Source organism: Mycobacteroides chelonae (assembly GCF_016767715.1).
GTDB classification, from domain to species: Bacteria; Actinomycetota; Actinomycetes; order Mycobacteriales; family Mycobacteriaceae; genus Mycobacterium; species Mycobacterium gwanakae.
Map to the genome: position 1 here is coordinate 4,843,963 of NZ_CP050145.1, position 13,673 is coordinate 4,857,635.

Sequence of the window (13,673 nt, forward strand, 5' to 3'; positions counted from 1 at the left end):
CATCCATTCGGGCTGTGTGTGTTTCCACCGGTATTGAGGTGACACGCAGATCGCCCAGCACCGCGCCGGCCGCTGAATCATTGATGTCTTGCCCGGCGACGTTCTGCCAGGCCAACGCCACCTGAATCAGCGGGTGATGAGACAGGGACCGGGTAGGGTTCAGTCGCTCGACGAGTACCTCGAACGGTACGTCCTGGTGTTCGTAGGCGGCTAGGCTGCGCGCGCGCACCTGCGCCAGAACCTCGGAAACGGTGGGGTCGCCGGTCAGGTCAACCCGCAGCACCAACGTGTTGACGAAGAACCCGACCAGTTCATCGAGCGCTGGATCGCGGCGTCCGGCGATCGGGAAGCCCACCGCCACATCGGAACTGGAGCTAAGGTTGGACAATAGCGCCAGCAGCGCCGCCTGCACGACCATGAAGCTGGTCGCGTTGTGTTCACGGGCCACCCGCGCAACCTGCTGCTGCAACTCCACGGGCCAGTCGACTGCGATGGTCGCCCCGTGGTGCTCGGCCACCAGTGGGTACGGCCGGTCTGTGGGCAGGGCGATGCGTTCGGGCATCCCGGTCAACGCCCCTTGCCAGTAGGCGAGCTGCCCCGCGATGCGGCTGTCGCCGTCCTCAAGATCCCCGAATTGCCTACGCTGCCACAGGGTGTAATCGGCATACTGCACCGACAGATCAGTCCAATCCGGAGCCCGTCCCAGGCACCGCGCGGTATAGGCCGCCCCCAGGTCGGCGACTAGCGGGGTGATCGACCAGCCATCGGCAGCGATGTGGTGCACCACCGCAGCGAGTACATGCCTTTCCTCGGCAATGCGGAAAAGCGTGGCCCGCAAGGGAATCTCGGTGGCGAGATCAAAAGCATGGCGCGACGCCGCGTCCATGGCCTGCTGAAGCTGAGCGACGGTCCAGTCTGTCGCGTCGACGATCTGCCAGCCGAAATCAGCACTGCCCGAATCCCTCACCACTTGGCGAGGGATCCCACCGGGCGCGGCGAACACGGTGCGCAAGCTCTCGTGACGCCCCACCACATCGGCCAGCGCCGCACCCAACGCGACGACATCGAGTGCTCCGTCCAGCCGGAACGCAGCCGTCATGTTGTAGACCGGGGACGGTCCCTGCAACTGATCCAGGAACCACAGCCGCGATTGGGCGAAGGACAACGGAACCGTAGCGGGCCGCTCGACTGCCACCAACGGCTCCAGCCGCGCCTCTTCCCCACCAATGCGACCGGACAACTGCGCAGCCGTCGGCGCATCGAACAAGTCGCGCACGGCGATACCGGCGTTCAGCGACTTGTTGATCGCGCTAATCAGACGCATCGCGGACAGCGAATCGCCGCCGAGGTCAAAGAATGAGTCGTCAACGCCAACGCGCTCGAGTCCCAGGGCACGAGCGAAGGCGTCGGTCAGGATCTCCTCGACCGGGCTCGCGGGTGCCCGATAGTGATCGCTATCGAGGTATTCCGGTACCGGCAGCGCACGGCGATCAAGCTTGCCGTTGACTGTCAGCGGCACCGCATCTATCGCCACTACAGCGGTCGGCACCATGTAGCTCGGCAGCCGCTCGGCCAGCAATGCCCGTATCTGGCGTGGGTCGGCGGTACCGGTGATGTACCCGACCAGACGCTTCTGTCCGGGTTCATCCTCCCGAGCGATGACCGCGGCCTGAGACACTCCGTCGAGTACCGCCAGTGCCGCCTGGACTTCACCGAGTTCGATGCGATATCCGCGAATCTTGACCTGCTCGTCAGCGCGCCCCAGGTAGTGCAGCTGCCCATCCGCATTCCACCGCACCAGATCTCCGGTCCGATACATGCGCGCACCGGGCTCCCCGAACGGGCAGGCAACAAATCGAGAAGACGTCAAACCTGAACGGCGCCAGTAGCCCAGGCCCACACCGCGGCCCGCGACATACAACTCACCGACCGCCCCCGGCGCCACCGGATGCAACCACCCATCCAGCACGAACAGCGCCGCACCCGATGCCGGGGCGCCGATCGGCACCGCAGGCCCCGTGGTGAGCGGTTCGCTCAGCGACGCGTACACCGTGGCCTCGGTCGGGCCGTAGGCGTTGATCATCACGCGCCCAGGAGCCCAGCGTTCCACCAGCTCCGGCGGACAAGCCTCTCCCGCCACCACCAGCGCTGTCGAGTCCAGGTCCTGTGGAGAGATCATGCCCGCCGCCGACGGGGTCTGGCTCAACACCGTGACCTCTTCGGCGACAAGCAAGTCGTGCAGGTCTTCGGGCGATGCGGCGACCGGTTCGGGCACCACCAGCAGCCGCGATCCATGCAGCAGTGCACCGAAGATCTCCCACACCGAGACATCGAAGCTGTAGGAATGCCACTGAGCCCATACCTGTCCCGGCTCTGACCGGACGTTGACACCCAGCGATCCGAACAGTCCGGGTACGTTGCGATGCGGTATGGCAACACCTTTGGGGACACCGGTGGTTCCCGAGGTGTAGATGAGGTAGGCGATGTCTTCGGCGGCAGGGCCCGCCAGCTCGGCACTGGGCCCGTCATCGGTGTCCACCACATCACCGATCTCGACTACGGTAAGTCCAAGCCTGTCCAGCCGGTGCCGCTGCCTCGCGGCGGTAACCCCCAGGATCGGTGTGGCATCGGCCACCATGAACTCAATGCGGGACACCGGTAATGCCGGATCGATCGGAACATACGCCGCGCCAGTTTTCAACACTGCCAAAATCGCCACGATGGCCTCCGCAGAGCGGGAGAACATCAGCGCCACAATCTCGCCCGGGCGCGCCCCCTGGGCCGCCAGGGCGTGCGCAAGCCGGTTGGCGGCCTCGTCCAGTTCTCGATACGTCATCGACCGGCCGTCGAAGGTCACCGCTACCGCATCGGGGGTGCGGGTGACCTGCTCCGTGAACAACGTCGGAATGGGCTTTGGGTCTCCACGTTTCACCAGGTCTGCCCGGTTGCTCCAGCAGTCGAGGCGTGCGTGCGCGGCCTCGTCCAGAAGACTGATCGATGACAACGCCCGTCCTGGCTCGGCAATCATCACCGCTAGTACCAATTTCAGCCGCTCGACCAACGCTTCCACGGCGGCGAGGTCGAAACTGCCGGTGTCGTATTCAACACGAAGGCCAAGCTCGCGGCCCGGCAGTGCCTGCACGGCAAGCGGGTAATGGTTGGATTCGCGGAAGTCGAATTCAGTAATAGACAAACCGTCGACGCTCAGCGACCCGGTGGCGTCGATCGGATAGTTCTCGAACACCAACAGGGTGTCGAACAGCACGTCCTGGCCGGTGATGCGATGGATATCGCTCAGTGCCAGGTGCTGATGCTCAAGGGTGTCGTTATGAGAATTCTGCAGTTGGTGCAAGAGGTCTGACGTGGTAGCAGTCGGCGTAAGGGTCGCGCGCACGGGCACCGTGTTGATCAGCAGGCCCACCATCGATTCCGCACCCGCGACCTCGGCCGGTCGTCCGGAGACCGTGGTACCGAACGCCACGTCGTGCTGGCCGGTCATTGAACTCAGGAGCAACGCCCACGCGCCCTGGAGCACGGTGTTGGCGGTGGTGTGATGCGAGCGCGCCAGATCACCGAGCGCTCGCGTGGTGTCTTCCGGCAGCCGGAAGGATTCAACACCTCTGCGTCTCAATGTGTCTCGGCTGCTCGGGCAGACCAGTGTGGGGGTGTCAAGACCGGCCAGCACCACACCCCACGCCGTCTGGGCACTCACGCGATTGCGCTCGGTCAACCAGGTGACAAAGCTGCGGTACGGCGTGGACGCGGGCAGCCGTTGCCCAGCGAGGCTGGCGAAGATCTCCCGCATGAGGATCGGCATCGACCAGCCGTCGAGCACGATGTGGTGGGCGGTCAGGACAAAACGGTGCCGGTTATCGGCGATGCGGATGAGCGCGGCCCGGACAGCCGACTGGTTCGTGAGGTCACAGACTGCGGTGCGTTCGGCGGCACAGATCTGCCGAATCTGCCCGTCGACATCAAAGTCGGCGCCGTGTTCGTTGACGAGTTCGAGGTATCGCCAAGGCACTTCGGGGTCGAGGGGAATCACCTGCACTGGGTGCTCGAACTGTTGGCAGAAACTGGCCGCCAGATGCGGATGTCGTCCGATCACGGTGCGAACGGCGTCGCGGAGACGCTCCGCATCGAGTGCCCCGTTCATGACGATGCTCAGCTGCATCGCGTAGACATCGTCGGACCCCTGTGCCGCGCAGGCATGAAAGAGCAGCCCCTGTTGTAAAGCGGTGAGCGGCAATACGTCGGCGATGCGGTGCTGCTGGCTCAGCTCGTCGATCTGCCGCTGACTCAGCGCGGCAGGAGCGATATCCGAGGGGGTTAGTCCGCCTCCGCCCCGGCGCACATGCGTACAGATGCCGGCCAGCGCGTCGAACCACAGTTGGCTGAGCCTGCCGACTTGTGTGTGATCAAGCACCGAGAGTGCCCACGTCCAGTCGGCGTGCAGGCGCGGGCCGGTATCCGTGTCGACGGTAGCGGCATTGAGCTCAACACTATGCCCAAGTGAAGTTGGCACCATCCCGGCAATGCGTGTCACCGACCGGCCCTCGGAACAGATTCGCCACGCGTCACCCGCGGCTCCGCCGAGGCGGCCCAGATAGTTGAATGCTACGACGGGGTCGGGCATTTCGAGGTCGACATCGGTGTTGAGGTAGCGCAGCAGACCGTAGATCACGCCGGACGGATGGCTATGTAGCTGCTCCTTCGCGTCTTTGATCACCGCCCCCAGCGCGGCGTCACCGTCCACCACCTGGGCCCAGCGCAACCCGCCCAATGCCAGCGAGGCCGGATACTTCGCGGTGAACCACCCGACCGTGCGCGAAAGATCGACACTGCGACCGGCGGCTCCCCCCAAATCAGCCAATTCCTCGTGGCGTCCGTGCGCCTCCACGTCGATACCGACGGACAGACTGCCGCTTCCTGCAAACTCAGCGACCGCCAATCCGAATGCAATCAAAAGGATCTCGTGCACTCCGGTGTGGAAGGCCGCCGGCACCTGGGCGAGCAGTGCGCGCGTAGTCTCGGCGTCCAACGATACCGAGAGCTGTCCAGCATTCTGGTAGGTATCCGTCTCGGCACACGGTGCCGCCAATGTCGCCGGCACCGACATCATCTGTCGCCACGCCTGTGCTTGTTCCACGGCACTCGGGTTCTGGGCAGCATGGACCAGCAGCTCGGCCCACCGTGCGAATGATGTGCCCGTCGATGGCAGCACGACCGGCGATCCGCCGCGGTGTTGGCGCCACGCGATATTCATATCTTCCAACATGATTCGCCACGAGACTCCGTCGACGGCCAGATGGTGGACGATCAACACCAGCTGGCTCGCGGAGGTCACCCAGAGCGCACTGAGCATCACTCCGGTGGCCGGATTCAATCGCGACCGCGCTGTCGTCAGCGCCCCATCGGACAGCACATCCACCGAGCGCAAGCACGCGCGCGCATCGACCGCGCCTTCCTCCGGCACGGCTAACGACCATCCGCCTGCGCCGTCATCGTCCACACGCAGCCGCAACATGGCATGACGATCGAGCAGGGCCTGCAACATAACCACGGCGTCGTTCTCTGTGACACCCGCGGGCGCCTGGATCAGCGCCGTCTGGTTGAATTCACTGACCGGCCCGCCAGTATTCTCAAGGCTCTTCAACCAGAGCATGATTGGTGTTGCCGGCACCGGCCCAAGGCCCTCATCGCTCGGTTCTTGGATACCGCTGGTCTCGGCGGCTACCTGGGCCAGTCGCGCCACAGTCTGCTGGACAAAGACGTCGCGCGGACGGCACTCGAGCCCCGCGACGCGCGCTCGCGAGGACACCTGCATTGCCAGGATGCTGTCCCCGCCGAGTTCGAAGAATGAGTCGTCGACGCCAACGTGGTCCAGGCCAAGGACCTGGGCGTAGATGTCGGCCAGGACCTCCTCGGTGGTGGTGCTGGGTGCCCTGTACCGATCGACGAATCGATACTCCGGCGCAGGAAGCGCATTCTTGTCGAGTTTTCCGTTGACCGTCAACGGGAATTTTTCCAAGACCACGATCGCCACCGGCACCATGTAGGACGGCAACCGCTCCGCCATCGCGGTGCGCAAGGCACCAGTGTCGGCAGCCCCGATAATGTAGCCGACCAGGCGCTTGTCTCCCGAACGATCCTCCCGGACGATCACGACCGCCTGCTCGACATCGTCGAATGCCATCAACGTCGACTGGATTTCACCGAGTTCGATGCGATAACCCCGGACCTTGACCTGCTCGTCCGCACGTCCCAGATACTGCAACTGCCCATCGAGACCCCAGCACACCAGATCACCGGTGCGATACATCCGCGCGCCGCGGCCACCGAACGGGCACGCCACAAATCGAGTTGCTGTCAAAGGATTTCGACCGACATAGCCATAGCCCACGCCCGCACCGGCGACATACAACTCTCCCACCGCACCGGCCGGCACCGGGCGTAGCCACTCATCGAGCACAAAGAAGGCCAAGTCGGCCAACGGGACACCGATCGGGCTGGCGGCAGTGCCCACATCGGCAGCGGTGATCTCCCGATACGAGGCATGCACAGTCGTCTCGGTGATCCCGTACATGTTGACTAATCGCGGCAGCCCCGGATGGTCGGCCATCCAGGTCCCGAGACGCTCTGGCATCAAGGCTTCCCCGCCGAACACCACCACCCCGAGCCCGAGCTGCTGATGTTCGGGCAGCAGCGTATCGACAGATTGCAGGGCGTAGAAGGCTGACGGCGTCTGACTCAACACACCGACGCGCTCGCGAACCAGCAGGGCGTGAAGGTCTTCCGGCGAGCGTGTGACTGCCTCGGGAACCACCACCAGCTGCCCGCCATGGAGCAGCGCACCGAAAATCTCCCACACCGAGAAGTCGAAGGCCAGCGAATGGCTCTGCGCCCATACCTGTCCAGGCGGCAGTTCAAAGTCGGCATCGATCGCTTCTAACAACCGTATGACGTTGTCATGCGGGATGGCTACGCCTTTCGGCACACCGGTAGTGCCCGAGGTGTAGATCAGATACGCGATGTCATCGGGCTCCGGTGTCACCTCTAATGCTGCACTCGGCTGGCCATACACCGTGCGGTCGTCAACATCGATCACAGTCACCGCGCGCCCATCCAGGCGATTCACCAGGTCCGCGGAAGTCACAACGACAGCTGTCCCAGCATCGGATAGCACGAACTCCAGCCGCGTATCGGGCACCACCGGATCAATCGGCACGTAAGCCGCACCGGTTTTCAGCACACCCATGATCGCCACGACCGCCTCGACAGATCTCGAGAACAGCAACGCCACCCGCTGCCCGGGACCCACTCCGTGCGTAACCAACAAGTGTGCCAACCGATTCGAGGCAGCATCCAGCCCGCGATAGGTCATTGCACTGTCGCCGAATTTCACCGCTACCGCGCCCGGATCGCGTGCCACCTGAGCGGCAAAGACCTCCGGGATCGAAACCGGTTGACGCATCGGCGAGATCAGCGCCCCGCGATTACTCCATACATCCAGCTGGGGGCATTCGGCCTCGTCGCGGACATCAATCGCCGAAAGCGGACGGCCCGGATCTGCGGTCATTGCCAACAGCACTCGCTCGAAGCGGTCAGCGAGGGCTCGCGCATCACAGTCGGAGAACAACGTCCCGACACCCGATGTACTGAGGAAAAGCTCCTCATCGTTCTTGATGAAGACGAGTCCGAACTGATCTACGAGCCCCGTGTGGGTTACGGTCCCCGACCCCGCCGCACCGGCGAAGTCCGCCAACCGTGTTGTCGGAATGAAGTTGATGGCCGCGCGATTCTCCACCTGGCCGCCGCGCTGGAAACCTGTCTTGTTCTCAATAGCCCGCAACGGGAAGCGCTGATGGCGCAACGCTTCTTGGATACGCCCATCGACGTGTCGGCAAAAGTCGGCCACCGTGGTAGTCGGCGATGTCGTCAAACGCAAGGGCACAACACCAGAACTCATTCCGGGCACCAACAACGACTCCGGGCGTACCCGTCGACTCACCGGGAAGTCGAGGACGATCTCCGAACCCCCGACCTCGCCATGCACCAACAGTGCGCACGCCGCGGTGATCACGGCGGCACGGCGCACCCCCAACACATGGGACAACTCACGGGTCTTGGCGACAACCGGCGGGTCCAACTGAATCGGTGCCGACGGCTCATACTCTCTGGTTGGAGTCACGACAACATGTGTCGGACCTCGCTGCGGTTCACTCTCCAACGGTCCGCAATTGGCCCAATAGGCCTCGTCGGCGACGTAGTCGTCAGACGCCTCATACTCGGACTCACAGTCGATGAGACTTTTCAACGATCCAAAGATGGGCGCAGGTATCGGTGCATCCGTAGCGATCGCAGAGTAGACCGTGGCGATGCGGTGACACAGAAGTCCCATGCCGATTCCGTCTGTCGCGATGTGGTGGCAGCACACGAAGAAGTAGAAGTCGTCAGCCCGTGCCTGCATCAGTGCAAACTTGAACAGCGGGCCGTTGAGGGGCATCGGCTTACGCCGGATCGACGCAGCTATCCGATAGGCATCACCCATGGGATCCGAAGAGCCGGTTAGGTCATGGTGAGCGAGCTCGACCTCCGGATAGTCGACTACCGTCTGGAAAACCTGGCCATCTCGTTCAGAAAATACGGCGCGGAGTGGTTCTGCCTCACAGACCACATGGCGCACGGCCCGCTCCAGCAGGCCATGGTCGATGACGCCTTCGATGCGGCCGAGCATGCCCAGCTGCCATTTGACACCAGCGTGACCAGTTTCCTCGGCAAGCCAAATGTCCAACTGCCCCCGCGTAAGCGGGAGCACCCCATGATCACATTCCATTGGTCCCCACCCACTGCTTAATGATCAACAGTCCGACCCTGTGCCACCCTCTCGCGCAGGCTTTTTGGCCGGATATCCGGCCAGTTCTGCTCTATGTTGTCAAGGCAGGCGGCGCGGTCCGCTGCACCGAAAACCACCCGCCATCCGGCCGGCACCTCGACAAAGGCCGGCCACAAGCTGTGTTGCTCCTCGTCGTTGACCAAAACGAAAAAGCTGCCATTGTCGTCATCAAATGGATTGATACTCAACGATTCTCCCGACACCATCCACGCACGATAAGTGGAACCTGTTCTAAAACTAACCGAGAGATCGCGACGAGTGCGTGTTTTCAGAGAAATCACCGATACTTGCTACTGGCCAGTTCAGGCCTGAATGTACCGCCCGACATTGCCGAACATGTGAGCGCCCGGAGAAGTGAATTGGCTGCTAGCCGTGACCAAACCGGGCGTGAACAGCTCGACGCCAGGGCCACGGCACAGATGAGGCCGGTTGTCTCATAGTTTGCTGTACAGCCCCTGGCACGCATCGATTGATGTCCGACGAGGTACCGTACGTGACCAAATATGTGGTGTAAAGATCGCACTCGACAAACCTGAGTACGCCTCCACTCCAACGAAGTACTCGACTTCCGAAAGTAGGTGCGTACCCGCCGCAACACTCGTACCGTTGGATGGCACCGTAGCGTCTCGAACTGAGTCACTCTCCACGACAGGCAAACTCGCGCCAGTGACGACCGGGACCATCGGCATGTGAGCTGTCATACCCACTATTGCTTAGGATCACGCACAGTGAGCAAAACTGCGAAACCGGTACTACCGCCAGGACCTCCACTCCCATTGGTGGCGCAATCCATATTGATGGCGGCCTATGGTCTGCGCTTTCTCGCCGGCTGTCAGCGCCGCTATGGCAATGTATTCACACTGCGTATTCCCTTGTCGGGCAAGGTCGTATATCTGGCGGATCCGGCCGATATCAAGAAGGTCTACGCTGGCGACCCACGGGTCTTTCATTCCGGAGAGGCACACTGGTTTTTCCGTGGGCTGCTCGGCGACAGCTCGTTGTTCGTGCTCGACGAGGACGAACACCACGATCAGCGTCGCCTTCTCATGCCCGCCTTTCATCGTGATGCCGTCGCGCGCCAGACGACTCAGATGACAGAGATCGCTGCCGCAAACATAACCAAATGGCCGGTTGGTCAGAGCTTCCCCGTTGCCCCGTTCACCACAGAGATCACACTCGAGGTGATCCTGCGAACAGTTATCGGCGCCACCGACCCGGTACGGCTAGCCGCACTGCGCAAGGTGGTACCGCGTCTGCTCTACATGAAGCCGTGGGAAACCCCGGCGATTACCAATCCTCGCCTGCGGCGGTATTTCCCATGGCGGGGGGTCGGCAGACGGATGGCAGAGACCGATGCCCTGCTCTACGCGGAGATCGCCGAGCGTCGTGCTGACCCCAACCTGGACGAGCGCACCGATGTGCTGGCCATGCTTGTCAGCGCCACCGACGATGACGGCCGCACGATGTCCGACCAAGAACTGCGTGATCACCTTTTGACGTCCATCGCGGCCGGACATGAGACCACCGCGACCGCACTGGCCTGGGCGCTGGAGCGGCTGACACGGCATCCTGCCGCGCTGGCCAAGGCTGTACACGCCGCCGATGCCAGCGCAGCGGGGGATCCGGCCGGCGATGAGTACCTCGACGCAGTCGCCAAGGAGACGCTACGAATCCGCCCGGTGATCTTCAGCTCGGGCAGGGTGCTCAAAGAGCCCGTGGAGATTGGCGGCTATCGGCTACCGGCCGGAATCATGGTCGATCCGGCCATCGGACTCGTGCACGCGAGTGCCGCGGTGTATCCGGATCCAGACCGCTTCGACCCGGACCGAATGCTCGGCACCACGCAGAGTCCAACCACCTGGTTGCCGTTCGGCGGCGGTAATCGCCGCTGCCTCGGGGCCACCTTCGCGATGGTCGAAATGCGAGTAGTGCTCCGTGAGATCCTGCGCCGGGTCGACTTGAGCACCACCACCGCGCCCGATGAGAAGCAGCAGGCAAAACACGTCACATTTGTGCCACACCGTGGCGGCTACATCGAGGTTCAGGCGATCAGGGACTGCGCGCCCGCAGCTCCACCACGGTGTCCTGCTGGCTTTCATGGCACGGCGCAGTCGGCCGACCCTCGGCGGTGAACCTGCCCTCGTGGGTCGGACTTGGTCACCGCCGACTACTCCTGGCCAGGCCTTCAACGAAATCTGCTGCGGCCATGACACTTTCAGCAGGCCTGGTCATGCGGGTGGCGACCTCCCTGGCACGATCCACACAGTGCGGTTCGAGAATTGTGCGTAGGTCGGTCACCAACGTCTTCGCAGTCGTGGTCGAGAAACGCCGGGCGGTACCCACTTTCAATCGTTTGACACGTGTACCCCACAACGTCTGATCGAGGTCTGTGGAGAGGATCAACGTGGGAACTCCTGCCCGCAGGCCCGCAGCGGTTGTCCCGGTACCGCCGTGGTGCACCACTGCGCGGCAGACCGGAAAGACCGCTGAGTAGTTCATCGCGTCCACCACCTTGATGTTCTCTGCGGACAGCACCCGACTGAAATCAGACCCGGCAGAACACACCAACGCCCGCTCGCCCAACTCCTCACACGCCGAACTGATCATCGCAAGCGTCTGGGCGGCAGATTCCACCGGCAGGCTGCCGAAGCCGAAGAAGATCGGTGGCGTCCCGGCAGCGACCCACGAAGCCACCTCATCATCGAAATCTGTTGGTAAATCCAGTGTCAGCGCACCGACGAAGGGCCTCCGGCCCTCATGCTCCGCCCATTCCTCGGCGAGGCCAGGAAAACAGACCCGGTCATAGGCCTGGATCTCCAGCGATCCACGTGCGGTGATTCGCCACGGTGAGGGCGCCGTGGCTCGCGGCAGCGCCAGCTCACCGCGCTGTACCCCCTCGACCTTCTTCGCGTTCTGCCATGCCAGCCACTCGCCGAGCCTCATCGTCAATCGGCCCAACGGCGCGGGCAGTAAAGGTAGGAACCGCCCGTTGGCCCGCAACGGAAAGAAATGCAGCGTGGCCAGCGGAATGTCGTAGTACTCCGCCACATTCCCCGCTGCGTCTTCGAAATTGACGCCGGTAAAGAGCACGTCAGCTCCCTGCGCCAACGATGTCAGCGTCGCGACGATGTCCTTCCAACATTGCAGGAAGGGCTCCACGACCTCACGGCGCATCCTGATCAGATCTCGGACCTTCCAGAAATTACGAAAGAAGTGCGTCCAGAAATCGCGATGTGCGTCCAGAACTGCCTGCAGATCCGGGCCGTAGGCGACCGCGGTAGGTCCGGCTGCTTCCACAAAGGCGATGAGATCGGGTGGGACGGCCATCTGCACGTCATGGCCCCGACGCAACAACTCACGGCCGACCGCGACGCACGGCTCGATATCGCCGCGTGTCCCGTAGCTCGCCAGTACAAACTTCATCGGGGCATCAGCCGGCCCGCTTGAGGCGGACGAAATCTTCCAGCAGATCGGCGGCGGTCACCGGGCTTTCGGCGACTCCGGTCATTCGGGTAGCGACCTCGCGCGCCCGCGTGGCGTACTGCGAGTCGAGGATGGTCCGCAGGTCGGCGAGCAGAGTCTTCTCGGTGGTGGCCGAGAAGCGGCGGGCGGTACCCACTCTCAGCCGCTTTACCCGCGCTCCCCACAGCGTCTGATCGAGATCCGTCGAAAGAACCAACGTGGGGACTCCCGCCCGCAGACTCGCGGCGGTGGTGCCGGCGCCGCCGTGATGCACCACCGCGCGGCATGCCGGAAAGACCGCGGTGTAGTTCATCGCGGCAACCACTTTGACGTTCCCGAAAAGTGAGACACCGCTGAAATCACTTCCGCCGGCACACACCAGCGCCCGCTCTCCCAACTGATCACATACCGCGCTAATCATGGCCAGTGTCTCGGCGGCAGATTCGACGGGCATGCTGCCGAAGCCGAAGCAGATAGGCGGTCTTCCCGCCTCTATCCACGAGGCCACTTCGGTATCGGAATCTGTTGGTAGATCGAGTGTCAGTGCACCGACGAAGGGCCGTCGACCATCGTATTGGGCCCATTCGTCGGCCAGACCAGGCATACAGACCTCGTCGTAGGCCTGGATCTCCAAAGAACCACGCTCCGCGATCCGCCACGGCGAAGGTCCGGTGGCCTTGGGGAGGCCCAGCGAGCGACGCTGTGGGTCCTCGAGCCTCTTGAACATTGGCCAGCCCAGCCACTCAGACAGCCGCATAATCGACCGGCCAAGCCGCGCAGGTAGTCCCGGGACGAGCTGGCCGTTCGCGCGAATCGGAAACACGTGCAGCGTGGCGAACGGAAGGGAGTAGTACTCCGCGACGTTACCGGCCGACTCCTCACCGAGGACACCCGTGAAAAGCAGGTCAGCGTCCGCCGCCTGCGATCTCAGTGTTGTACTGACGTCTTCCCAACACTGAACCAAGAATCGCCAGTCTTCACGGAGCAGCTCCCGGAGATCCCGGATGCGCCAGAAGTTCTTCCAGAAATTCCGCAAGAAGCGCGCCCAGAAGTCGCGATTCACGTCCTGCCATACCCGAACATCTGGTCCACAGGCGACCGCCGAGAGTCCGGCCGCCTCCGCAAAGCCGACTAGGTCGGGCGGAACGACCATGCGTACCTCATGCCCACGGCGTAGGAGCTCGCGGCCGACGGCCACGCCCGGCTCCACATCGCCGCGCGTGCCATAGAATGACAGTACGAATTTCATCGCAGAGCCCTTCACATCCAGTGTTCCTGCGGAATGAGAGCGGGAGCCTCGCCACAGCTCAACCGC

General features: G+C 63.1%; 5 protein-coding genes (1 of these 5 running past the window's edge). 1 reads left to right on the top strand and 4 read right to left on the bottom strand.

What is annotated here, in order from left to right; all coding sequences use genetic code 11:
- Both HBA99_RS23725 and HBA99_RS23730 read right to left on the bottom strand, forming a co-directional pair.
- Positions 1-8,836, bottom strand: partial view of a non-ribosomal peptide synthetase gene (locus HBA99_RS23725; protein ID WP_070951839.1) — the beginning only. Its footprint begins 15,560 nt before the window's first position; the window shows 8,836 of its 24,396 coding nt (coding positions 1-8,836); the start codon lies at positions 8,834-8,836; its stop codon lies off the left edge, out of view.
- Positions 8,837-8,853: 17 nt separating this feature from the next.
- Complete coding sequence (locus tag HBA99_RS23730; RefSeq protein ID WP_030097524.1) at positions 8,854-9,084, bottom strand: MbtH family protein; 231 nt, start codon at positions 9,082-9,084, stop codon at positions 8,854-8,856.
- A gap of 540 nt (positions 9,085-9,624) precedes the next feature.
- On the opposite strand from HBA99_RS23730, the gene HBA99_RS23735 reads away from it, so the two are divergent.
- Complete coding sequence (locus HBA99_RS23735) at positions 9,625-11,028, top strand: cytochrome P450 (protein WP_070932071.1); 1,404 nt, start codon at positions 9,625-9,627, stop codon at positions 11,026-11,028.
- Positions 11,029-11,053: 25 nt separating this feature from the next.
- On the opposite strand, the gene HBA99_RS23740 is transcribed toward HBA99_RS23735, so the two are convergent.
- Both HBA99_RS23740 and HBA99_RS23745 read right to left on the bottom strand, forming a co-directional pair.
- Positions 11,054-12,319 carry a glycosyltransferase gene (locus tag HBA99_RS23740; RefSeq protein ID WP_057967570.1) on the bottom strand — a complete coding sequence of 422 codons (1,266 nt, stop codon included), beginning with the start codon at positions 12,317-12,319 and terminating at the stop codon, positions 11,054-11,056.
- Positions 12,320-12,326: 7 nt separating this feature from the next.
- On the bottom strand, positions 12,327-13,607 hold the full coding sequence (locus HBA99_RS23745) for a glycosyltransferase (RefSeq protein ID WP_070932067.1): 1,281 nt from the start codon (positions 13,605-13,607) through the stop codon (positions 12,327-12,329).
- Positions 13,608-13,673: the final 66 nt, after the last annotated feature.